The organism is Kitasatospora sp. NPDC056446 (genome assembly GCF_042796115.1).
In the GTDB taxonomy this organism is placed as follows: Bacteria; Actinomycetota; Actinomycetes; order Streptomycetales; family Streptomycetaceae; genus Kitasatospora.
Genome location: NZ_JBHTRF010000002.1, coordinates 159,104 through 182,059 on the forward strand (window position 1 = coordinate 159,104; position 22,956 = coordinate 182,059).

Annotated in this window: 15 protein-coding genes and 1 tRNA gene; 10 read left to right on the forward strand and 6 right to left on the reverse strand. The window is 75.5% G+C overall.

Going from position 1 to position 22,956, the window contains the following annotated elements; all coding sequences use genetic code 11:
• Positions 1-209: 209 nt before the first annotated feature.
• The 7 genes from ACFQ6N_RS02250 (at position 210) to ACFQ6N_RS02280 (ending at position 10,809) form a co-directional block, all read left to right on the forward strand.
• A complete protein-coding gene (locus ACFQ6N_RS02250) occupies positions 210-6,794 on the forward strand; it encodes an amino acid adenylation domain-containing protein (RefSeq protein ID WP_380646286.1) in 6,585 nt (2,194 codons plus the stop codon).
• A gap of 91 nt (positions 6,795-6,885) precedes the next feature.
• Complete coding sequence (locus ACFQ6N_RS02255; RefSeq protein ID WP_380646287.1) at positions 6,886-7,104, forward strand: MbtH family protein; 219 nt, start codon at positions 6,886-6,888, stop codon at positions 7,102-7,104.
• Positions 7,101-8,360 (forward strand): beta-ketoacyl-[acyl-carrier-protein] synthase family protein, encoded by a 1,260-nt coding sequence (locus tag ACFQ6N_RS02260; protein WP_380646288.1) that lies wholly within the window; start codon positions 7,101-7,103, stop codon positions 8,358-8,360. The genes ACFQ6N_RS02255 and ACFQ6N_RS02260 overlap by 4 nt, the downstream gene beginning before the upstream one ends.
• A 125-nt stretch (positions 8,361-8,485) precedes the next feature.
• Positions 8,486-8,857 carry an aspartate 1-decarboxylase gene (gene panD / locus ACFQ6N_RS02265; RefSeq protein ID WP_380646289.1) on the forward strand — a complete coding sequence of 124 codons (372 nt, stop codon included), beginning with the start codon at positions 8,486-8,488 and terminating at the stop codon, positions 8,855-8,857.
• A 144-nt stretch (positions 8,858-9,001) separates the two neighbouring features.
• Entirely contained in the window at positions 9,002-9,691 is a 690-nt protein-coding gene (locus tag ACFQ6N_RS02270) for a CGNR zinc finger domain-containing protein (RefSeq protein WP_380646291.1), read from the forward strand.
• A complete protein-coding gene (locus ACFQ6N_RS02275) occupies positions 9,691-10,635 on the forward strand; it encodes a metallophosphoesterase (RefSeq protein WP_380646292.1) in 945 nt (314 codons plus the stop codon). Before ACFQ6N_RS02270 ends, ACFQ6N_RS02275 begins: the two co-directional genes overlap by 1 nt.
• A gap of 100 nt (positions 10,636-10,735) precedes the next feature.
• Positions 10,736-10,809: transfer RNA gene (locus ACFQ6N_RS02280), tRNA-Pro, on the forward strand.
• Between the two features lie 268 nt (positions 10,810-11,077).
• Here the strand turns inward: ACFQ6N_RS02280 and ACFQ6N_RS02285 are convergent.
• Positions 11,078-13,942, reverse strand: coding sequence for an AAA family ATPase (locus ACFQ6N_RS02285; RefSeq protein ID WP_380646293.1), 2,865 nt, complete (start codon positions 13,940-13,942; stop codon positions 11,078-11,080).
• A 154-nt stretch (positions 13,943-14,096) separates the two neighbouring features.
• Between ACFQ6N_RS02285 and ACFQ6N_RS02290 the strand changes: the two genes are divergently transcribed.
• The 3 genes from ACFQ6N_RS02290 to ACFQ6N_RS02300 all read left to right on the forward strand — a co-directional run bounded on the left by ACFQ6N_RS02290 (position 14,097) and on the right by ACFQ6N_RS02300 (position 17,361).
• Positions 14,097-14,474 carry a nuclear transport factor 2 family protein gene (locus tag ACFQ6N_RS02290; RefSeq protein WP_380646295.1) on the forward strand — a complete coding sequence of 126 codons (378 nt, stop codon included), beginning with the start codon at positions 14,097-14,099 and terminating at the stop codon, positions 14,472-14,474.
• 239 nt (positions 14,475-14,713) lie between these two features.
• On the forward strand, positions 14,714-16,660 hold the full coding sequence (locus tag ACFQ6N_RS02295) for a S9 family peptidase (RefSeq protein ID WP_380646296.1): 1,947 nt from the start codon (positions 14,714-14,716) through the stop codon (positions 16,658-16,660).
• A complete protein-coding gene (locus tag ACFQ6N_RS02300; protein ID WP_380646297.1) occupies positions 16,657-17,361 on the forward strand; it encodes a hypothetical protein in 705 nt (234 codons plus the stop codon). The genes ACFQ6N_RS02295 and ACFQ6N_RS02300 overlap by 4 nt, the downstream gene beginning before the upstream one ends.
• A gap of 98 nt (positions 17,362-17,459) precedes the next feature.
• Here ACFQ6N_RS02300 and ACFQ6N_RS02305 read toward each other — a convergent pair whose 3' ends face one another.
• The 5 genes from ACFQ6N_RS02305 to ACFQ6N_RS02325 all read right to left on the reverse strand — a co-directional run bounded on the left by ACFQ6N_RS02305 (position 17,460) and on the right by ACFQ6N_RS02325 (position 22,864).
• On the reverse strand, positions 17,460-18,251 hold the full coding sequence (locus tag ACFQ6N_RS02305; RefSeq protein WP_380646299.1) for an SURF1 family protein: 792 nt from the start codon (positions 18,249-18,251) through the stop codon (positions 17,460-17,462).
• A gap of 62 nt (positions 18,252-18,313) precedes the next feature.
• Positions 18,314-19,627, reverse strand: a complete 1,314-nt coding sequence (locus ACFQ6N_RS02310) for a hypothetical protein (RefSeq protein WP_380646300.1) — start codon at positions 19,625-19,627, stop codon at positions 18,314-18,316.
• Position 19,628: 1 nt separating this feature from the next.
• A complete protein-coding gene (locus tag ACFQ6N_RS02315; RefSeq protein WP_380646301.1) occupies positions 19,629-20,165 on the reverse strand; it encodes a SigE family RNA polymerase sigma factor in 537 nt (178 codons plus the stop codon).
• 334 nt (positions 20,166-20,499) lie between these two features.
• Positions 20,500-21,555: an aspartate-semialdehyde dehydrogenase gene (locus ACFQ6N_RS02320; protein ID WP_380646302.1), complete on the reverse strand. Its 1,056-nt coding sequence runs from the start codon at positions 21,553-21,555 to the stop codon at positions 20,500-20,502.
• Between the two features lie 28 nt (positions 21,556-21,583).
• Positions 21,584-22,864 carry an aspartate kinase gene (locus ACFQ6N_RS02325; protein WP_380646304.1) on the reverse strand — a complete coding sequence of 427 codons (1,281 nt, stop codon included), beginning with the start codon at positions 22,862-22,864 and terminating at the stop codon, positions 21,584-21,586.
• Positions 22,865-22,956 lie beyond the last annotated feature (92 nt).

Here is a 22,956-nt window from a genome sequence, read left to right on the forward strand (position 1 = left end):
AATTTCGATTGCCGGGCACTTGCCTGGCCCCGGCGGCGCGGCAGCCGGAAGCATGGCCGACGCGGGCCGGCCCCGCGAACCCGTCCCCCGGCGAACCCGGCCGGGGCCGTGCCGTCCCCCGGCAAGCCCGGCCGGACGCCGCCGGAACGCGCCGGACGCCGCCCCGCGGACCGTGCGACCGCAACCCGCCCCGGTTGGAGACCACCCACGTGCCTGCCCACGACTCACCGCTGGAAGCGGTCCTTCCGCTCGCACCCCTCCAGGAGGGGCTGTTCTTCCACTCGCTGCTCGGCCAGGGCGGCATCGACGAGTACGTCAGCCAGGCCGCGCTGCGCCTGGACGGCCCGCTCGACCGGGACCGGCTGCGCGCCGCCTGCCGGGCCGTGGTCCGCCGGCACACCGCGCTGCGCACCTCCTTCCAGCAGCGGAAGAACGGGCAGGCCGTCCAGCTGGTGCACCGCAAGGCCGCCGCCCCGGTCACCGAACTCGACCTGACCGGCGGGACGGCGGCCGATCCGGACGGGAGGACGGACGCCTCGCTCGACGGAGGGACGGCGGCCGATCCGAGCGGCGGGACGGACGCCGCGCTCGACGGGGCAGCGGAGGCCGCGCTGGCCCGCCACCTCACCGAGGAGCGGCTGCGCGGCTTCGACCTCGGCGCCCCGCCGCTGATCCGCTTCTCGATCGTCCGGACCGCCCCCGAGTCGCACGTCCTGATCCTGACGCATCATCACATCCTGCTCGACGGCTGGTCGTTGTCGACCGTGCTGCGCGATCTGCTGGCCGTCTACGCGGCCGGGGGCGACGACACCACCCTGCCGAAGGCCGTCCCCGCCACCGGCTACCTGGCCTGGCTGGCCAAGCGGGACACCGAGGCCTCCGTCCGGGCCTGGCGGCAGGCCCTCGCCGGGCTGGAGGCGCCCACGCTGACCGGCCCCGAACCCGCCGGCGCCGCCGAGGAGCTCCCCGACCTGGTCACCGCCGAACTCTCCGCCGAACTCAGCACAGCCGTCCGGGACGCCGCCCGGGCCCGCGGCCTGACCCTCAACACCGTGGCCCAGACGGCCTGGGCGCTCGCCCTCGCCTCCCTGACCGGCCGGACCGACGTCGTGTTCGGGCAGACCGTGTCGGTGCGCTCCGCCGCGGCGCCCCGGGTCGAGGAGATGGTCGGGCTGCTCATCAACTCGGTCCCGGTACGGGTGCGCCTGGACCCGGCCGAACCGCTGCACGCCCTGCTGGACCGGGTCCAGCACGAGCAGTCGACGCTCACCGAACACCACCACCTCCCGCTGCCCGGCATCCAGCGGGCCGCCGGCCACGGCACCCTCTTCGACACCTTCCTCGCCCTCGCCGACCCCGGCAGCGGTGACGACCGGGCCGCCCGCCCGCTGGCCGGCCTGCGGATCTCCCCGCTCGCCGACGACCTGGTCGCCGCCGACCCGGGCGGCGCCCGCGGCTCCACCCACTACCCGCTCAGCCTGGTGGTCGTCCCCGGCAACCGGCTGATCCTCGAACTCACCCACCGCCGCGAGGTGTTCGACGCCGACCGGGCCCGCGGCGTGCTGCGCCGGCTGGAGGCCGCCCTCACCGCCCTGGCCACCGCCCCGGACACCCCGGTAGCCGCCCTCGACCTGCTCGACGACGCCGCCCGCGCCGCCCTGCCCGTCCCCGGCGTCCCGGCCCGCGGGCCCGCGCCCGAGACCACCCTGCCCGCGCTGTTCGAAGCCCAGGCCGACCGGGTGCCGGACGCCCTCGCGCTCTCCGACCGGCACCGCGCCCTCAGCTACCGGGACGCCAACGCGGCCGCCAACCGGATCGCCCGCGCCCTGATCGCCCGCGGCATCGGCCCCGAGTCGGTGGTCGCCGTCCTGCTGCCGCACGACGCCGACCTGGTCGTCGCCCTGCTCGGCGTGCTGAAGTCCGGCGCCGCGTACCTGCCGATCGACCCTGCGCTCCCGGCCGAGCGGGTCGCCTTCATGCTCGCCGACGCCCGGCCGGCGGCGGTGCTCACCGACCGCGCCCCCGGCGAACCGGGCGAACCGGGCGAGCCCGACGACCCTGCGGCGGGGGCCCGGCCGCCCGCCGACCTGCGGCCCGCCCACCTGCGGCCCGCCGACCTGCTGGCCGAAGCGCACCCGGACGGCAACGTCACCGACGACGAACGGGTCCGCCCACTGACCCCCGGCAACGCCGCCTACCTGATCTACACCTCCGGCTCCACCGGCCGCCCCAAGGGCGTCCAGGTCGAACACCGCTCGGTCGGCGTCTACCTGGAGTTCGCCCGCGCCACCTACCCCGGGCTCACCGGGACCGCGATCGTGCAGTCGCCGATCTCCTTCGACTTCACCGTCACCGGCGTCTTCGGCGGGCTCACCGCCGGCGGCCGGGTGCACCTGGCCGAACTCACCGAGGCCGCGCCGACCGGCCTCGGCCCGGCCGCCTTCGCCAAGGTGACACCCAGCCAGCTGCCGCTGCTCGCCGACACCCATACCTGGCTCTCGCCCACCCGCGACCTGGTGGTCGGCGGCGAGCAGCTGTCCGGCGCGATGCTGCGCGCCTGGCGTGCCGGCAACCCGACGGCCACCGCCGTCAACGAGTACGGCCCGACCGAGGCCACCGTTGGCTGCATGGAGTTCCGCAGCGGGCCCGCCGACGAGATCACCCTCGGCGCCGTCCCGATCGGCCGGGCGATCCCCGGCGCCGCGATGCACGTCCTCGACACCTGGCTGCGCCCCGTCCCGGCCGGCGTGCCCGGCGAGGTGTACATCGCCGGGCCCAGCCTGGCCCGCGGCTACGTCCGCCGCCCCGGCGTGACCGCCGAACGCTTCGTCGCCAACCCCTTCGGGGCGCCCGGCGAGCGGATGTACCGCACCGGCGACATCGCCCGGTGGGGCGCCGACGGCGAACTCGTCTACCTCGGCCGCGCCGACGACCAGGTCAAGATCCGGGGCCAGCGGGTGGAGCCCGCCGAGATCGAGGCGGTGCTCTGCCGGCACCCTGCGGTGCGGCACTGCGTGGTCGTCGTCCAGAGCGGTACGGACGGCCCGAGCGGTGCGGACGGCCGGAGCGGTGCGGACGGCCGGAGCGGTGCGGACGGCCGGAACGGTGCGGACGGCCGAAGTGGTGCGGACGGCCCGAGCGGTCCGCGGGCCGACCGGCTGGTCGCCTACCTCGTCCACGCGGTCGCCGACGAGGCGCCCGGAGCCGAGGAACTGCGCGAGCACGTCGCCACCCGGCTGCCCTCCGCCATGGTCCCGGACGCCTTCGTCCCGGTGCCGGAGATCCCGCTCACCCCCAACGGCAAGCTGGACCGCGCCGCGCTGCCGCCCGTCCCCGAGCAGCCCGGGGGCCGCGCCACCGGCCGTCCGCCCCGCGGCCGGACCGAGGAACTGCTGGTCAGGCTGTTCGGCGAGGTGCTGAACCGCGACGTCCGGTCCGTCCACGACGGCTTCTTCGAGCTCGGCGGCGACTCGATCACCTCCCTGCAACTGGTCGCCAAGGCCCGCGCCGCGGGCGTCGGACTGACCGCCCAGCAGGTGTTCGAGCACCGGACGGCCGCCGCGCTCGCCGCCCTGGCCGGCCCGACGGCCGGAACGGCGGCCCCGGTGGCGCACGACCCCGGCACCGGCGGCTTCCCGGCCTCGCCCATCGTCCAGCGGCTGCGCGAACTCGGCGGCCCCATCGACGAGTTCAACCAGTCCACGCTGCTCGCGGTACCGGCCGGGCTCGGCCTGGAACGGCTCACCGAAGCGGTCCGGGCCCTGCTCGACCGGCACGGCGCGCTGCGCCTGCGGCTGGCCGAGGACTGGTCGCTGTCCGTCCCCGAGGCCGGAATCGGGGCCGACACGGGGAACGGCGGGGACGGCACCGGGAACAGCGGGGACGCTTGCGCCACCGCACCCACCGCACCCACCGCCCGGGACCGCGTGCACCGGGTGGACGTCGCCGGGCTCGGCCCGGACGCCCTGGCGGCGGCCGTCACCGAACACGCCGCCGAAGCCGTCCGCCGCCTCGACCCGCGCGCCGGGAACCTCCTCCAGGCCGTCTGGTTCGACGCCGGCGCCGCCACCGGCCGCCTGCTCCTGGTGGTCCACCACCTCGCCGTGGACGCCGTCTCCTGGCGCGTCCTGCTGCCCGACCTGCACGCCGCCTGGCAGGCCGCCGGCTCCGGCCGGCCCGCCGAGCTCGACCCGGTCGCCACCTCGCTGCGGCGCTGGTACCGGGCCCTCGCCGACGCCGCCGGCCGCCCGCACGTCGCCGCCCAGCTGGAGCACTGGCGCCGCACCCTCACCGAGGCCGGCCCGCAGCTCACCGACCGCCCCGCCGACCCGGCCCGCGACGTGCACGGCACCGCCCGGAGCCTCACCGTCGAACTCACCCCCGCCGAGACCGAGGCCCTGCTCACCACCCTGCCCACCGCCTTCCGGGCCGGCCCCGACGAGGTCCTGCTCACCGCCCTGGCCCTGGCCGCCGCCCGCTCCCGCCGCACCGACGGCCTGCTGGTCGACCTGGAGGGCCACGGCCGCCGGGACATCGACGGCCTCGACCTGACCCGCACCGTCGGCTGGCTCACCACCCTGCACCCCGTCCTGCTCACTCCCGGCACCGCCGCCCTGGACGACGCCGCCCTGGACGACGCCACGCTCGCCCGCGCCCTCAAGGCGGTCAAGGAGCAGCTGCGCGCCGTGCCCGACCACGGCCTCGGCTACGGGCTGCTGCGCTACCTGGACGACGACGGCCGCGCCGCCCTCGGCGGCCTCCCCCACCCCCAGCTCGCCTTCAACTACCTCGGCCGGTTCACCGCCGGCCCCGAAGCGGACTGGCGCCCGGCCGGCGAGACCGCGGCCCCGCCCGTCCACCCCGGGCAGCCGATGGCCCACCCGCTGGAGGTCAACGCGGTGGCCGAGGACGGCGGCAGCGGCCTGCGGCTGACCGCCACCTGGTCCTGGGCCCCCGGCCTGCTGACCGAACCCGAGGTACGGGCCCTGGCCGACGAGTGGACGGCCGCCCTGCGCGCCCTGGCCGCCTTCGCCACCCGGCCCGCCGCCCACGGGCTCACCCCCTCCGACGTCCCGCTGGTCCGGATCACCCAGGACGAGCTGGACGCCCTGGGCCGGCCCGGCCCGGTGGCGGACGTCCTCCCGCTCACCCCCACCCAGCAGGGCCTGCTGTTCCACGCCCGCTACCAGCGCGGCGCCCCCGACCTGCACACCGTCCAGACCGTGCTGGAGCTGGACGGCGAACTGGACCCGGCCCGGATGCGCACCGCCTTCCGCGCCCTGGTGCAGCGGCACGAGGCGCTGCGCGCCCGGTTCGTCCTGTCGGCCTCCGGCGAGCCGATCCAGGTGCTGGACGAGCGCGTCCAGGCCCCCTGGCGGGAGCTCGACCTGCGCCGCACCGACGAGGAGCAGCCCGGGGAGGGCCGGGAGGCCCACCAGGAGACCCGCCGGGAGACCCGCCAGGAGGAGGCGCTCGCCGAGGAACGGCGCGCCCCCTTCGACCCGGCCCGCTCCCCCCTGGTCCGCGGCCTGCTGGTGCGCCTCGGCCGACGCCGCCACCTGCTGGTGCTGACGCTCCACCACATCCTGGTCGACGGCCGGTCCAGCGCGATCATGCTGCGGGACCTGGCCCACCTCTACCGACACCACGGCGACGACGCGGCCCTGCCCGACACCGTTCCGTACCGCCGCCACTTCGGCTGGCTGGAACGCCAGGACGGCGAGGCCGCGCGCACCGCCTGGCGGAAGGCGCTGTCCGGCGCCGAACCCACCCTGCTCGCCCCCGACGGCGACCCGGCGCAGGTGCACGCCCAACCGCTGCGGCGCACCGCGGAACTCCCCGAGGAGACCACCGAGGCGCTCCGCCGGGCCGCCCGCACCCACGGCGTCACCCTCAACACGGTGGTCCAGGCCGCCTGGGCGCTCACCCTGCACCGGCTCACCGGCGCCCGCCAACCGGTCTTCGGCGCCACCGGGTCGATCCGCACCCCGGACCTGCCCGGCCACGAGGACCTCGTCGGCCTGCTCGTCAACACCACCCCGGTCCGGGTCCGGCTGGACCCGGACACCGCGCTGGACGCCCTGCTGCGGGACCTCCACCGAGAACAGACCGAACTCGCCCCGCACCGGCACCTGGCACTCGGCGAGATCCTGCGCGCCGCCGGACAGCGCGAACTCTTCGACAGCTGCCTGGTGTTCGAGAACTACGCGGCGGCCGAGGCGGTCGGGGCGGCGTCCTCCTCCTCGGCGCCCGATGCGACGTCGGGCTCGGCCTCCGGTGGGCTGCGGATCACCGACACCTACGGCCAGGACCCGTACCACTACCCGGTCCGGCTGACCGTCACCCCGGAACAGCGGCTGCACCTCGCACTCAGCCACCGGCCGGAGCTGGTCCCGACCGCACTCGCGGAGCGGGCCGGCGAACTACTGGGCACGCTGCTGCACGCGATCGCGGAACGGCCCACGGCCGACGTCGGCGAACTGCTGCCGGACTCCGACGCCCTGCTGGCCGCCCGGGAGACCCTGGCGGTCCTGGCGGCGGAGGCGATCGCCGCCACCCACGGCACCTCCTCCACCCACGGCACCGCGCCCGGCCCCGCCGTCGCCGAACCCCTGGGCCCGGACGACGACTTCTTCGCCCGTGGCGGCGACTCACTGGCGGCGCTGCGGCTGTCCGGCCTGATCGAGGCCGCGTTCGGCCACCCGGTCGACGTCCGCACCGTCTTCCGGCAGCGCACCCCGCGCCGCCTGGCCGCCCTGTGCGTCCCGCCCACCGCCGGCCCCGGATCCCACTGACCCCGCTGACCCTGCTGGAACCCACTGACCCCGCTGAACCTACTGAACCCGCAAGACCCGTAGAACCACCGCAACGAAAGGCACGAGTCTGATGCAGAACCCCTTCGACAACCCGGACGGCACGTTCCTGGTGCTGCGCAACGAGGAAGGGCAGCACTCCCTCTGGCCGGCGTTCGCCGAGGTCCCGGCCGGCTGGACGGTGGCGCACGAGGCCGCCGGCCGTCAGGAGTCCCTCGACTACATCGAGCGGAACTGGACCGACATCCGGCCCCGGAGCCTGGTCGCGGCCATGGAGTCCGGGTCGGCATGACGAACCACCGCGACGGAGGAGCCGTGGTGGTGACCGGACTCGGCGCGGTCACCCCCCTCGGCGCGACGGTCAAGGACACTTGGTCGGCGCTGCTCGCCGGGCGCGGAGCCGTTGCGGCCCTGGACGACCCCTGGGCGGCGGACCTCCCCACCCGGATCGCGGCACGGGCCGCGGCCGAACCCGGGGAACTGCTGGACCGGGTGCTCGCCCGCCGGGTGGACCGGGTCGGCGCCTTCGGCCTGGCCGCCGTCCGCGAGGCCTGGGCGAACGCGGGCTTCACCGGCCCGGCCGGCGGCCCCGGCACCCCGGACCCGGAGCGGGTCGCCGTGGTGCTGGGCACCGGCATCGGCGGCGTGCACACCGTCGTGCACAACCACGAGGAACTGCGCACCCGCGGGGCGCGCCGGGTCTCGCCGCACGCCGTCGCGATGCTGATGGGCAACCACACCGCCGCGCTGGCCGCCCTGGAGGTCAACGCCCGGGCACAGGCGTCGGCCCCGGCCACCGCCTGCGCGGCCGGCGCCGACGCCATCGCCACCGCACTGGACCTGATCCGGCTCGGCCGCGCCGACGTCGTGGTGGCGGGCGGCGCGGACTCGGGCGTCCACCCGCTGGTCGCGGCCGCGTTCGGCGCCATGCGCGCGCTGTCCGGCCGCAACGACGAGCCGCACCGCGCCTCCCGGCCGTTCGACCGGGACCGGGACGGCTTCGTCCTCGGCGAGGGCGCGGGGGTAGTGGTACTGGAGAGCGGGCCGCACGCCCGGGCCCGAGGCGCGCACCCGTACTGCGCCCTCGCGGGCGCCGGCCTGTCCTCCGAGGCGCACCACCCCACCGGCCCGCGTCCGGACGGCGGCGGCCTGGCCGCCGCGCTGCGCCGCGCACTGGCCGACGCCCGGCTCGACCCGGCCGGGATCCGACACGTCCAGGCGCACGCCACCTCCACCCCGGCGGGCGACTCGGCCGAGGCCGCGGCGCTGCGCACGGTGTTCGGGCCGGGCGCCGTCCCGGTCTCGGCGATCAAGTCGATGACCGGCCACCTGCTGGGCGCCGCGGGCGGGCTGGCGGCGGTCGCGGCCGTGCTGTCGCTCGCCGAGGGCGTCGTCCCGCCGACCGTCAACCTGGAGGACCCGGAGGAGGGCCTGGGCCTGGACGTGGTCCGCGACACCCCGCGCGAGCTGCCCTCCGGCCCCGCCGCCGTCCTCTGCAACGCCTCGGGCTTCGGCGGGCACAACGTGTCGCTCGCCTTCACCCGCTGAACCGCTTCGCCCGCCGTTCGTACCGCCCTGCCCCTGCCCCCGCTCTTGCCCCTGTCCCTGCCCTTTCCCCTAGCCCTTGCCCTTGCCCTTGCCCTGTAGAAATCCACACCAGTGAGGTTGAGACCGTGCGACGCACCATGCTGAAGTCGAAGATCCACCGCGCCACCGTCACCCAGGCGGAGCTGCACTACGTCGGCTCCCTGACCCTGGACCCCGTCCTGATGGACGAGGCCGACCTGCTGCCCGGCGAACTGGTCCACGTCGTCGACGTCGACAACGGCGCCCGCCTGGAGACCTACGTCATCGAGGGCGAGCGCGGCTCGGGCGTGGTCTGCATCAACGGTGCCGCGGCCCGTCTGGTCCACCCGGGCGACACCGTGATCATCATCGCCTACGCCTCGATCGACAACGAGGAGGCCGCGAGCCTGAAGCCCGCCGTGGTCTTCGTCGACAAGGCCAACGCGGTGGTGAAGGTCGGTACCGACCCGGCGTCCTGACCACCCCCGGCAGGTGCCCGCCACGCCCGCCATCCCCGGCGGGCACCTGCCGTCCCCTCCCCCGGTTCGCCCCCGGTTCGTCCCCGTCCGCCACCGGCCCGTCATCGTGTAACCCGTATACCCGGTTACACCTATCCTGGTCGCATGACCGACGGAGACCACCGGACCACCGCCGCGCCCCCCGGGCTGCTCCTCACCACCCCCGCGGGCGCCCGCTTCCACTTCGACCCCGGTGCCCTCTGCCTGGAACTGCTCACCACCGGCGGCCCCGGCGAGTACGCCCGCTACGAGATCCTGCACCGGCCCGCCGACCTCACCGCCTGGATCCCCCGGTCCCGCCTGCGCCTGCCCGCCGACGCCGTCCGCGTCTCCGCCCCCGAGCTGGCCGACGCCCGCACCCTGCGCGACGCGCTGTGGCGCGTCGCCGCCGCCCACGCCCACGGCCGGACCGGCGCCCCCGAGGACTACGCCGCCCTCAACCGGGCCGCCGAACACCCCCCGCTGGTCCCCCGGATCGCCCCCGACGGCACCGCCGCCGACCCGCCGCCCGCCGACGGCACCCAACTGGTCTCCACCCTCGCCCGGGACGCCATCGCCCTGCTCACCGGCCCGCACGCCGACCGGGTCCGCGAATGCGGCGCGCACAACTGCCGACTGATCTTCGTCGACACCTCGCGCCCCGGCCGACGGCGCTGGTGCTCGATGGAACGCTGCGGCAACCGCCACAAGGTCCGCGCCCTGCGCGCCCGCCGCGAGTCCGAACAGCCCGCCCCGCCCACCCCCGCCGATCCGGCGGGTCGGCCGGCTGATCAACCGTCTGAGACCATGGGCTGATGCGACCGCTGTACTCCGTCCCCCTCGGCTTCGCCGCCGCCGGCGCCGCCTGCCTCGCCTACTCCGTCGGGTACGAGGTCCGGGCCTTCCGCCTCCGCCGGGTCGAGGTCCCCGTCCTCCCCCGCGGTGCCCGCCCCATCCGGATCCTCCAGGTGTCCGACATCCACATGGTGAGCGGCCAGGGCAAGAAGCAGCGCTGGCTGAAGAGCCTGGCCGGCCTGCGCCCCGACCTCGTGGTCAACACCGGCGACAACCTCTCCGACCCGCTCGGCGTCCCGGCCACCCTCGACGCCCTCGGGCCGCTGATGGAGTTCCCCGGCGTCTACGTCTTCGGCTCCAACGACTACTACGGCCCCGCCCCCAAGAACCCGGCCCGCTACCTCCAGGCCATGCGCAGCGGCGCCCACGGCATGAACAACCCCGATGGCACCGCCCGCCGCGGCGTCGTCGGTGCCGTCCACAACCCGTGGGAGAAGCTCCGGGACGGCTTCGACGCGGCCGGCTGGCTCGACCTCACCAACACCCGCGGCCGCCTCACCGTCAACGGCCTCGACCTCGAATTCACCGGCCTCGACGACCCGCACATCCGCCGCGACCGCTACAGCGAGGTCACCGGCGGCCCCTCCCCCGACGCCGACCTCTCCCTCGCCGTCGTCCACGCCCCCTACCTGCGCGTCCTCGACGCCTTCACCGCCGACCGCTACCCGCTGATCCTCGCCGGCCACACCCACGGCGGACAGCTCTGCATCCCCTTCTACGGCGCCCTCGTCACCAACTGCGACATCGACACCCGCCGGGTCAAGGGCCTCTCCACCCACACCGCCGGCGGCCACCGCTCCCACCTCCACGTCTCCGCGGGCTGCGGCACCAACCGCTACACCCCCGTCCGCTTCGCCTGCCCCCCCGAAGCCACCCTCCTCACCCTCACCCCGGCCCCCCGCTGACCCCCACCGGACGCCCGCCCGAAACCGGATTTCGTGTCTCGGCGAGCGTCCGGTAGAGTTCTACTCGTTGCGAAGGAAACAGAGCAACAAACCGCAGGACCGGGGTGTGGCGCAGCTTGGTAGCGCGCTTCGTTCGGGACGAAGAGGCCGTGGGTTCAAATCCCGCCACCCCGACCCAGTACAGAGGGCCAGTCAGAGTAATCTGACTGGCCCTCTGTCGTTGTGTCCGAAGGCGGTCGGCCCCGGGGGGTGCGGCGCGTCGACGGTGGTGCCCGTCACCCGGGCGCCGGGGTGGCCGTCCGGGGAGGCCGGGGGTGCGGCAGGGGCCTTCGGCCGGGCGGGGCGGGTGCCGGGCGACATGGGCCGGCGGCGCCGTCCCCGATGTCCGCTTGGCCGGTTCGCCGCCGGTGTCCGTGTCCGGCGGGGGCCCTGGGGGTGGGGGTCAGAGGGTGGTGGGGAGTTCGGTGCGGGAGGTGATGGCGAGCTTCGGGTAGGCCTTGTAGAGGTGGTGGGCGACGGTGCGGGGGCTGAGGAAGAGCTGGGCGGCGATGTCGCGGTTGGTGAGGCCCCGGGCGGCGAGGCGGGCGATCTGGAGTTCCTGGGGGGTCAGGGGGGACTGAGGGGTGTCCGACGGGGTGGGGGCCGGGGTGCCGGTGGCGGAGAGTTCGGTGCGGGCGCGGGCGGCCCAGGGGTGGGCGGCGAGGCGGTCGAAGGTCTCCAGGGCGGCGCGCAGGTGGGGGCGGGCGTCGGTGCGGCGGCGGGTGCGGCGCAGCCATTCGCCGTAGAGGAGGGCGGTGCGGGCCTGTTCGAAGGGGCGGTGGGCGGTTCCGTGCAGGGCGAGGGCGGCCCGGTAGGCGGATTCGGCGAGTTCGTCGGGGCCGAGCAGGGCCTGGCAGCGGAGGCGGAGGGCTTCGGCCCAGGGGCGGTCGGCGGCGGCTGCCCAGCGGGCGAAGCGTTCGTACGGTTCGGTGGCGCGTTCGGGGGTGCCGAGGCGGACGGCGGCTTCGACCAGGTCGGGGACGGCCCGGGTGGCGCTGACGTGGTGCCGGTGCGGGCCGGTGGTGAGGGTGTGGAGGCGGTCGGCGGCGTCGCCGGCGCGGCCGTGGCCGAGGTCGAGGTCGAGCAGGGCGAGGGCCCAGTGGGCCCAGGGGAGGCCGGCGGCGGGGGCGGCGGTGTGCGGGCCGGTGGTGGCGAGGGCGGTGGCGGCGAGTTCGGCGCAGTGGTCGGCGCGGCCGTCGAGTGCGGCCGTGTAGGCGAGCAGTGCGGCGAGTTGGCTGACCCACTGGTGTTGGCCGGTGTCGCGGGCGAGGCCGAGGGCCTCGGTGGCGGTGAGTTCGGCGTCGCGGTGGCGGCCGTGGAAGAGTTCGGCTTCGGCGTGGAAGAACTGGAGGGTGGGCATCACGCCGATGGTGCCCTTGGCCCGGGCTTCGGCGATGAGTTCGGCGCCGAGTTCGGCGGTCTCGTCGTCGCGGCCGAGGATCAGGGTGGCGCCGCACAACTGGACCAGGTCGACCGGGCTTTCGGCGCCGGCGCGGCGGGCGGCGTCGGCGGTCTCCCGGGCCGGCGGCAGTGCGGCGGCGGGTCGGCCGAGGGCCGGGAGGACGGCGGCGGGCAGGTGGCGGGCGAGCGGGGCGAGGGGGTCTCCGTCGGCCAGGGGCAGGGCCGCGAGGCGGTCCAGGACGGCGGCCGCCGGTTCCGCTCCGGCGTACCAGGCGGCGTGGAAGGCCTGGAACAGCATCCGGGCGGCGTACGACGGGTCGATGGCGGTTCCGGCGGCGTCGAGCAGGAGCCGGTGGGCGGTCGGGTAGGAGCCGCGCCAGAAGTGCGCGGTGGCCCGGACCTGGTCGAGCAGGGCGTGTGCGAGGACGCTGTCGGTGCGGGCGGCGGCCTCGTCGGCGAGTGTTTCGGCGCGGTCCAACTCGCCTTCCTCGGTGGCGGATTCGGCGGCCAGGACGAGTCGGCGGGTGGCGGCGTCGCGGTCCGGGGTGAGCCGGGCGGCGCGTTCGTACGCGGCTGCGCCGCCGTGGCCGCCGCGGCGGCCGGCTCGGACGGCGGTGCGTTCGAGCGCGTCGGCGATGCCTGCGTCGGGGGCGGTGGCGGCGAGGGCCAGGTGCCAGGTGCGGCGGTCGCCCTCGGGCAGTGCGCCGGCCACGGCGGTGTGGACCGTCAACTTCTGGTGGTGCGGGGCGCGTTGGAGGATGGCCGAGCGGAGCAGCGGGTGCCGGAAGGCGATCCGGCGGTCGGCGGTGACGGTCACCAGGCCGGTCTCCTCGGCGGGGGCGAGGTGTTCGGCGGCGATACCGAGGGCGGCCGCGGCGGGCAGGACGACGTCGAGTGCGCCGCTCTCCTCGGCGGCCGCGACCAGGAGCAGCGTCTGGGTGGCGGCGGGCAGTCCGGTGACCTGGCCGTGGAAGGCGATCAGCAGGCGGCTGGTGAGCGGGAGGGCGCCCGGCGGGTGCGCCTGCGGGCCGGTGGCGACCGGGAGTTCGGTGAGTGCGAGCGGGTTTCCGGCGGCTTCGGCGAGCAGCCGGTCGCGGACGGCGGCGGGCAGGTCGGGGCCGGCCCGCCGGGCCAGCAGGCGGCCGGCGTCGGCCTCGGCCAGGGCGGTCACCTCCAGTTCGGGGAGGCCCAGTCGGCGGCCCGCCGATGCGTCCGTACCGCCGCCGACAGCAGTACCGACACCAGTACCGGCACCGGTACCCGTACCGGCGCCGGTACGGGCGGCGAGCAGCAGGGCGATGCCCTCGGCCTGGAAGCGCCGCGCGGCCAGCAGCAGCGCGTCCAGGGAGGCCCGGTCCAGCCACTGGATGTCGTCCAGGACGCACAACAGCGGCTGCTCGACGGCGAGTTCGGCGAGCAGGGCGAGCGTGGCCAACCCGACCAACAGCCGGTCGGACACACCACCGGACGCACCGCCGGAAGGGCCGCCGGGCGCGCTGCCGGGCAGCCGGTCGGACACACCGCCGGACACACCGCCGGACGCGCCGCCGGACGGCTCGGCGCCGTCGGCCAGCCCGAACGCCGTCTCCAGCGCCCGTCGCTGCGGACCGGGTAGGGCGTCCAGCCGGTCCAGGCCGGGCGCGAGCAGCAGGCTCAGCCCGGCGTACGGCAGTTCGGCCTCGTACTCGACGCCCGCCGCCCGGATCACCCGGAACGACTGCCCGGCCCGCCTGACGGCGTCGTCCAGCAGCGCGGTCTTGCCGATGCCGGCCTCGCCCCGGAGCAGCAGAGCGCCGCTGCGACCCGCCCGGGCCGCGTCCAACAGCCCGTCCACGGCGCCCTGTTCGCTTTCCCTCCCGTACAGCATGCCCCCGACCCTACCCAGTCGCCCGGCACCGGTCCCCGACCGGCCTACGTACCCCCTACCGATACGTGACGGATTCGCCGCCGACGGCCCGTCCGTACCTTGGTGAGCACCGGGAGCGACCGGCCGACCACCCACCGCAGCACGGGAGATGACGATGACCGAGATCACCACCGCCGCCCTTCAGCAGCTCGCCGAGCGCTACCTCGCGGTGTGGAACGAGACCGACCCGGCGGCCCGCCGCAAGCTGGTCGACGAGGTGTGGGCCGTGGACGGCCGCTACACGGACCCGCTGGCCGCGGTCGTCGGCCGGGACGCGATCGACGCCCTGATCGGCGCGGCCCAGGCCCAGTTCCCGGGGCTGGAGTTCACCCTCGGCCCGGTGGACGCGCACCACGACATCGCCCGCTTCACCTGGAACCTCGGCCCGGCGGGCGCGGAGCCGGTGGTGATCGGCTTCGACGTGCTGTCGGCGACGCCGGACGGTCGGATCGGCGCGGTGTACGGCTTCCTCGACCGCGTGCCGGGCGCCTGAGCCCGGGAGCGCTCGCCCGAGTGCGCCCCGCCCGGGAGCACCCGCCCGAGTGCGCCCTTCCGAGAGCGCCCGCCCGAGGGCGCCCGGCGCACCCGGCACCGCCGGCGCCCACCGCCCCGGAGCCGAACGGCCACGAAGGGCCCCGACCCCTTCGTGAACACCCCCGGGCGACCGGGCGGGTGGCCCCAGCGCCCACCCGCCCGTTCCATTCCCTCCCCCCGATCGGGTTGGATGGTCGGATGAGCGAGGAGAAGAGCGCCGTACCGGCGTGGGAGCAGCGGTTCAGGGCGGCCCGGGTGTCGCTGCCCGACTGGGCGGAGGACGCCCCGGACCGGGCGCTGTACGTGTCCAACGCGACCGGCACCTACGAGGTCTACGCCTGGGACCGCGCCACCGGCGCCCACCGCCGGGTCACCGACCGCCCGAACGGCACCACCGACGCCGAGCTGTCCCCCGACGGTGCCTGGGTCTGGTGGTTCGACGACAACGACGGCGACGAGTTCGGCGTCTGGCGCCGCCAGCCGTTCGCGGGCGGCCCGGACGAGGAGGCCGTGCCCGGCCTCGCCCCCTCCTACTCGGCCGGTCTGGCCCTGGGCCGGGACGGCACCGTGGTCGTCGGCCGTTCCACCGACGAGGACGGCACCACCCTGCACCTGCGCCGCCCGGGCGACGCCGAGCCGGTGGAGATCTACCGGCACGCGGAGTACGGCGGCGTCGGCGACCTCAGCCACGACGGCACGCTGCTCGCCATCGACCACACCGAGCACGGCGACGCGATGCACTCCTCGATCCGGGTCGTCCGGATCACCGGGTCCGGAACCGTCGAGACCGTCGCCGAACTGGACGAGGTCACCGGCCGGGACGAGCCGCGCGGCCTCGCCTGCCTCGGCTTCGCCCCGGTCGAGGGCGACACCCGGCTGCTGGTCGCGCACCAGCGCACCGGCCGCTGGGAGCCGATGATCTGGGACGTCGCCACCGGCGTCGAGACCGCGCTGCCACTGCGTGACGAGCAGGGCCGCGAACTGCCCGGCGACGTCTCCGCGCAGTGGCGCCCGGGCGCCGCGGAACTGCTGGTGGAGCACGAGTACGAGGCGCGCAGCGAACTGTTCTCGTACCCGCTCCCCGACGCCTCCGCACCCGACGCCACCACGGCCGCCGACGCCGCCACCGCCGGTGCCACCACGGCCGCCACCCCCACGACCGGTGCCCCCGGCCGGCTCACCCGCCTGGACACCCCGCGCGGCACCGTCGGCGGCGCCACCGCCCGCCCGGACGGCACCGTCGAGTACCTGTGGTCCTCCGCCGCCGAGCCCGCCGCCGTCCGCTCCACCGCCGGGACGGTCGTGCTGCGGGCGCCCGGCCCGGTGCCGCCCGGTTCGGTGCCGGTCGAGGACGTCTGGGTGGACGGGCCCGGCGGGCGGGTGCACGCCCTCGTGCAGCGGCCGGCCGGGGCCGGCCCGGAGGACGGCCCGTTCCCCACCGTGTTCGAGATCCACGGCGGCCCGACCCACCACGACAGCGACTCCTTCGCCGCCGGCCCGGCCGCCTGGCTGGACCACGGCTTCGCGGTGGTCCGGGTCAACTACCGGGGTTCGACCGGCTACGGCCAGGCCTGGACCGACGCCCTGCACGAGCGCGTCGGCCTGATCGAGCTGGAGGACATCGCGGCGGTCCGCGAGTGGGCGGTCGCCGCCGGCCTCGCCGACCCGCGCCGCCTGGTGCTGACCGGCGGCAGCTGGGGCGGCTACCTGACCCTGCTCGGCCTCGGCGTCCAGCCCGACGCCTGGGCGCTCGGCGTCGCCGCCGTGCCGGTCGCGGACTACCATGCCGCGTACGCCGACGAGATGGAGGCGCTCAAGTCGCTGGACCGCACGCTCTTCGGCGGCACCCCGGAGGAGGTCCCGGAGCGCTTCACCGCCTCCTCGCCGCTGAGCTACGTCGAGCAGGTGCGGGTGCCGGTGTACATCAGCGCCGGGGTGAACGACCCGCGCTGCCCGATCCGGCAGATCGAGAACTACGTCGAGCGGCTGGAGCAGCTCGGCAAGCCGCACGAGGTGTACCGGTACGACGCCGGGCACGGGTCGCTGGTCGTCGAGGAGCGGATCAGGCAGCTGCGGCTGGAGATCGACTTCGTCCGCCGGCACCTGGCCGCGGTCGGGCACGACGGAGCCGGGGAGACGGTGTGAGACGCACGCTGATGCTGGCGGGCGTGGTGGTGGCCGGGGCCCTGGCGCTCACCGGCTGCTCGGGTTCGCAGCGCGACGAGGCCTCCTGCCCGCCACCGGCCGGTCCGCCGGCGCCGAGCCCCTCGGCCGCCAGGCCGACCGCTCCGCCCGTACCGGCCGCGCCGCCCGCGCACACCACGGCACCGCCCGCACCGGCCGTCCCGGCCGCACCGCTCGCCACCGCGACCAAGGCCGGCGCGGCCGGGACAGGGGTGGCCGGGACAGGGGTGGCAGGAACAGGCGTGACCGGGACGGGCGTAGGCGGAACGGGCGCGACCGGGACGGGCACCACCGTCGCCCTGGCGGCGTACGAGCCGACCGCCCAGGACGGTACGGTCCAGCTCGCCAAGGGGTCCAAGGGGTCGGGCGGCTCGTCGGGTTCATCGGGTTCGTCGGGCTCGAAGGGCTCCGGGTCCAAGGGCACGAAGACCGGGCGCACCGTGCACCACCACATCGACCACTACGACTCGGACGACCAGGTCAGCGGCGGCCACGGCAACTGCGCGGGCACTCCGACGCCGGGGCCCACCGGTTCGACGGCGCCCGCCCAGCCGCTGGGGCTGACGCCGACCCCGGCACCGCCCACCCCGGCGGCCCCGGCCCCGGCCCTGCCGACGCCGCCCAAGCCGACGGCCGCACCACCGCAGCCGCCCAAGCGCTGACCCGGTACCGGCCGAGCACCGACCGAGCCGGCCGAACGAGCCGGCCGGCGCCTCCAGGTCAGACCAGGTCAGTCCAAGCCAGCCGAAGCCAGACCAAGTCAGTCCAGGACCGGGTCCAGTCCCAGGGCCCGGTCCTGTTCCGCCTCCGCCTCCCGGCGGATCAGGCGGAACCACATGAACACGACGAAGCCCCCGAAGACGAACCACTCCAGGGTGTAGCCCAGGTTCTGGAACGCGCGCAGGGTGAGCCCGTCCCCGCCCTGCGGCTGCACCGTCGGGACGGGGGTCAGCCCGGCGGGCGCCTCGTCGACGGCCACCCAGCCGTCGTACCAGCCGTCGTACTCCAGCACGTTCAGCAGCGAGGCCCGGTTGATCATGCCCAGCTGCCCGGCCGGGAGCCCGCCGGCCACCGCGCCGTTGCTTCCCACGGATTCGTTGGCCTGCAAGCGCCCGGTCACCGTCACGGGTCCGTCGGCCACCGGCCCGCCCGGCGACGTCCCCGCCGTCGGCGCCCCGGGAGCCCAGCCGCGCACCACGGCGACGGCGTGGCCGTCGGCGGTGCGCAGCGGGGTGAGCACGTAGTAGCCCTGCTTGCCGTCCAGCACCCGGTTGGGGACGAGCAGCTGGTGCTCGGTGTCGTAGCTGCCGGTCACCGTGACGGACTTGCCGACGGTCTCCGTGGTCACCTGCGGGGTCGCCTGGTCGAGCAGTGCGTCGATCGGCCGGGCGTCACCCGAAGCGGTGATCGACTGCTTGGTCTCGTTGTGCGTGGACACCCGGTCCTCGAAGCGGCCGAGCTGCCAGGAGCCCAGCCACACGCACACCGCCACGGCCGCCACGGCCATCGCGGTGCCGCCCAGCCATCGGGGAGTCAGGAGGAACCGGTACACACCCCCCACGGTAACCACTCCTCACACCCGCTCCGCCCCCAGGGGCCGGTACGGGGCTCCCCTCACCCCGCCGAGGGCGAGCCCGACGGCTGCGGCACCGAGCCGCCGACCGCCTGGACGCCACCCCGGTAGAGGGTGCCGCTGCACGCCACGGGCAGGGGCAGGGTCGCGGTGGCGGCGGTGGGACTGCCGGGGGCGGGGGTGTGGGCGATGGAGGCGGTGGGGGGTGCGGTGGTCGGGTTGCCGGTCGGGGTGGCGGTGGGGCTGGGCGCCGAGGTGGCGCCCGCCGAGGGCGACGAGCTGGCCTGGGGGTTGGAGGTGGGGGCGCCGGTGGCTCCGGAGCCCGTTCCCGGGACGCCCGAGGCGCCGGGGGCCTGGGAGTTCAGGGACACCTGGTTGACGCCGGCCGGCGCGCCGATGGAACCACCCGAACCGCCCGAACCTCCGGAACCACCCGAGCCGCCGGAACCTCCGGAGCCGCCCAGAACGGCGCAGCCCTGGTCGGGGATCCAGGCGAACGACACCCGGTACCCGGATTGCGGGGCGAGCACCGGCGGTTCCGCGTCCATCGCGGTCAGCCCGGTGGCCGGGTCCCCGGGGGTGTGGTCGGCGGTACGGATGCGGCTGCGGTCGCCGCCGCTGACGCCGGTGACGGCCACCGCGCCCGGGCCGCCGACGCGGCAGCTGTGCCCGGAGACGTTGTAGACGGTGAACGAGCCGTAGATCCGCCCCGCCGCGTCGGCCTGGCCGACCTGGGCGATGCCGTCCCCGAGGTCGGTGCGGGTGCAGAGCGGGACGATGCGGCCGTCTCCGCCGCCGGAGGTCCCGGTGGGCGGGACGGCGCCGTCGGTGCGCGGGGCGCCGGTGCCGGGAGGGTGCGAGACGGCGGCCGTACCCGCGGCCGGCGAGGCGTCCCCGGTGCCGCTCGAACCGGCGGCCGGGACCGTTCCGGTGCCGCCGGTGCCGGAGGCGGTGCCGCTGGGCGCCGTGGCGGCCGGGCTCTTGGCGGCGGCCGCGCCGGGGCCGCCGGAGAGCCCGAAGTGCTCCCCCTCGTGCAGCACGGGCAGGGCGATCGCGACGGCGACGGCGAGTGCGGCGGCCCCGGTCCAGGCGCTGCGCCGGGCGGCCCGCCGCCGGGGTACGGCCCGCCGGATCCGGGGCAGTCCGCCGGTCGACGGCTGGACCCCGGAGACGGCGTGGTGCATCAGGTCCCGCACCGCCCGTTCCTCGGACGACAGTCCGGACGCCCCGGAGAGCTCCGCGGGCTCGACGGGCTCGGCGACCTCCACCGACCGCACCGGCTCCACCGACCGCGCCGGCTCCGGACGCCCCGACGAGAGCCCGCCCCCGGTACCGCCGGCCTCGGCCTCAGCCATGTCAGGCCTCCATCCGGGTGCGGAGGGCCGCGAGTCCGCGCGATCCGTAGGCCTTCACCGAGCCGAGCGAGATGCCCAGGGTCTCGGCGACCTGCGCCTCCGTCATGTCCAGGAAGTAACGCAGCACCAGAACCTCCCGCTGACGGCGTTGCAGTCCACGCAGCGCGGCCTTCAACTGGTCGCGCTCCAGGGCATCGTAGGCACCTTCTTCTGCACTGGCCATGTCAGGCATGGGCTTCTGCAGCAGTCGCAGCCCGAGGATCCGGCGGCGCAGCGTGGAGCGGGACAGGTTGACGACCGTCTGCCGCAGGTAGGCCAGGGTCTTCTCGGGCTCGCGCACCCGGCGCCGGGCGGCGTGCACCCGGATGAACGCCTCCTGGACGACGTCCTCGCAACTGGAGAGGTCGTCCAGGAGCAGCGCGGCGAGCCGCAGCAGCGAGCGGTAGTGCGCCTGGTAGGTCTCGGTGAGCAGGTCCTCGCTGGTACCTGCGTCGGTACCCGCGCCGGAGTCCGCCGCACCGGGTGCGGCCGCCGTCATCTGGTCGTCTTCCGGCCTACTCGCAGGCCTCGGGGCGCGCGAGGGGAACGGCACCGCGGCTCTCGCCGGAATGCCCGCCCTTGCCCCCACCATCACGTTCGCCACGCCCGTTGGACACTCGATCCCCTGTCATGGTTGCCCAGCCCGGGGGCCATTCTTCCGCATGGGCGGAAGCGGCCTCCAGGGGATTCCCACGGGATTCCGGACAGATTGTGTCGAGGAGCGGACACAGGTATGGACACAAGCGGACACATCGGAAGCCGCGGGACGGCATCACCCGGCAGAGGGACCAGCAGCCCGTCCCCTACTCCACCGTCAGCTACTCCGCCGCCGGCTACTCCACCGTCAGCTCGCCCGCCACCAGCTCCGCGATCTGCAGCAGGTTGAGCGCCGCCCCCTTGCGCAGGTTGTCCCCGCACAGGAACAGGTCCAGCGCGTCCGGCTCGTCCAGGGCCCGGCGCACCCGCCCGACCCAGACCGGGTCCGTCCCGACCACGTCGTTCGGCGTCGGGAACTCGCCCGCCGCCGGGTCGTCGTAGAGGACCACGCCGGGCGCGTCCCGCAGGATGTCCTGCGCGTGCTCCTGGGTGACCTCGCGTTCGAACCGGGCGTGCACGGCCAGCGCGTGGGTGCGGATGACGGGGATGTGGACGCAGGTCGCGGAGACCTTCAGCGCGGGCAGGCCGAGGATCTTGCGGGACTCGTCGCGGATGCCCATCTCCTCGGCGGCCCAGCCGCCCTCGCGCAGCCCGCCGGTCCAGGGCACGGCGTTGAAGGCGAGCGGGGCGGCGAAGGGCCCGTGGTCGGCGATCACCGCGCGCAGGTCGCCGGTCTGCCGGCCGACCTCGATGCCCGCGACCAGCGCGGCCTGCTCGCGCAGCGCCGCCTCGCCGTCCCGGCCCTCGCCGCCGGCGGCCTGGTAGGAGGCGACCACGAGTTGCGCCAGCCCGTACTCGGCGTGCAGCGCGCCGACCGCCGCGATCATCGCGAGGGTGGTGCTGGCCGGGCTGGCGACGATGCCGCGCGGACGGATCCGCAGCGCGGCCGCGTTGACCTCCGGGACGACCAGCGGCACGTCCTCGACGGTGCGGAAGGCGGCCGAGTCGTCGACCACGACGACGCCCTTGGCCGCCGCGATCGGCGCCCACTGGGCGGAGACCTCGTCGGGGACGGCGAACACGGCGACGTCGATCCCCGCGAAGGCCTCCTCCGCGAGCGGGACGACCTCGACGGCCTCGCCGCGCACCACCGGCTTGCGGCCGGCCGAACGCGGGGAGGCGACGAGTCGGACCTCGCCCCAGACGTCCTGACGGAGCGAGAGCAGGCCGAGCAGGACCTCGCCGACCGCGCCGGTGGCGCCGACGACGGCGAGGTTCGGCCGCCGGGTCATCGCCCGGGGCCCCCGCTCCGCGCCCGGGTCATCGCCCGGTGCCGCCGTAGACGACGGCTTCGTCCGACGCGCTGTCGAGCCCGAAGGCGCTGTGCACGGCGCGCACGGCCTCCGGCACGTCGTCGGCGCGGGTGACCACCGAGATCCGGATCTCCGAGGTGGAGATCAGCTCGATGTTGACGCCCGCGGCGGACAGCGCCTCGAAGAAGGTCGCGGTGACGCCCGGGTTGGAACGCATACCGGCGCCGACCAGCGAGATCTTGCCGATCGCGTCGTCGTAGCGCAGCGACTCGTAGCCGATGCCCTCCTTGACCCGGCCGAGCGCGTCGATGGCCTTCTGGCCCTCGGTCTTGGGCAGGGTGAAGGAGATGTCGGTCAGTCCGGTCGACGCGGCGGAGACGTTCTGCACCACCATGTCGATGTTGACCTCGGCGTCCGCGATGGCACGGAAGATCCGGGCCGCCTCACCCGGCTTGTCGGGCACACCGACGACGGTGACCTTGGCCTCGGAGGTGTCGTGGGCGACTCCGGAGATGATGGCCTGCTCCATCTCGCCCCCTTCGGGCTGGTTCGGGTTGTCGTTGCTGACGATCGTCCCGGGAAGACCCGAGAAGGACGAGCGTACGTGAATCGGGATGTTGTAGCGCCGGGCGTACTCCACACAGCGGTCGAGCAGCACCTTGGAACCCGAGGATGCCAGTTCCAGCATGTCCTCGTAGGCGATCCAGTCGATCTTGCGGGCCTTCTTCACCACGCGCGGGTCGGCGGTGAACACGCCGTCCACGTCGGTGTAGATCTCGCAGACCTCCGCCTTGAGGGCGGCGGCGAGGGCGACGGCGGTGGTGTCCGAGCCGCCCCGGCCCAGCGTGGTGATGTCCTTGCTGCTCTGGGACACCCCCTGGAAGCCGGCCACGATCGCGATGTTGCCCTCGTCCAGGGCGGTGCGGATGCGGCCCGGCGTCACGTCGATGATGCGCGCCTTGTTGTGGACCGAGTCGGTGATGACACCGGCCTGGCTGCCCGTGAAGGACTGGGCCTCGTGACCCAGGGATTTGATCGCCATGGCCAGCAGCGCCATGGAGATGCGCTCTCCAGCGGTCAGCAGCATGTCGAACTCACGACCGGCAGGCAGCGGTGACACCTGCTCGGCGAGTTCGATGAGCTCGTCCGTCGTGTCGCCCATCGCGGACACCACGACGACGACCTCATGGCCGGCCTTCTTGGCGTCAACGATTCGGCGGGCTACGCGCTTGATGCCCTCGGCATCCGCAACGGATGAGCCGCCGTACTTCTGCACGACAAGGCCCACGTGCGCTCCTCGACTTGTGTCGTTTTCCGGGGGCGCCTGGCCCCCGTACCCCCCGGGGGAGGGGGGTGTGCGGTCCGCGCCAGTCTACCGAG

Excerpts from the sequence above, each read along its gene's own strand:
- ACFQ6N_RS02255 (WP_380646287.1), top strand. The coding sequence starts at position 6,886 with ATGCAGAACCCCTTCGACAACCCGGACGGCACGTTCCTGGTGCTGCGC.
- ACFQ6N_RS02260 (WP_380646288.1), top strand. The coding sequence starts at position 7,101 with ATGACGAACCACCGCGACGGAGGAGCCGTGGTGGTGACCGGACTCGGC.
- ACFQ6N_RS02270 (WP_380646291.1), top strand. The coding sequence starts at position 9,002 with ATGACCGACGGAGACCACCGGACCACCGCCGCGCCCCCCGGGCTGCTC.
- ACFQ6N_RS02275 (WP_380646292.1), top strand. The coding sequence starts at position 9,691 with ATGCGACCGCTGTACTCCGTCCCCCTCGGCTTCGCCGCCGCCGGCGCC.
- ACFQ6N_RS02285 (WP_380646293.1), bottom strand. The coding sequence starts at position 13,942 with ATGCTGTACGGGAGGGAAAGCGAACAGGGCGCCGTGGACGGGCTGTTG.
- ACFQ6N_RS02290 (WP_380646295.1), top strand. The coding sequence starts at position 14,097 with ATGACCGAGATCACCACCGCCGCCCTTCAGCAGCTCGCCGAGCGCTAC.
- ACFQ6N_RS02295 (WP_380646296.1), top strand. The coding sequence starts at position 14,714 with ATGAGCGAGGAGAAGAGCGCCGTACCGGCGTGGGAGCAGCGGTTCAGG.
- ACFQ6N_RS02310 (WP_380646300.1), bottom strand. The coding sequence starts at position 19,627 with ATGGCTGAGGCCGAGGCCGGCGGTACCGGGGGCGGGCTCTCGTCGGGG.
- ACFQ6N_RS02315 (WP_380646301.1), bottom strand. The coding sequence starts at position 20,165 with ATGACGGCGGCCGCACCCGGTGCGGCGGACTCCGGCGCGGGTACCGAC.
- ACFQ6N_RS02320 (WP_380646302.1), bottom strand. The coding sequence starts at position 21,555 with ATGACCCGGCGGCCGAACCTCGCCGTCGTCGGCGCCACCGGCGCGGTC.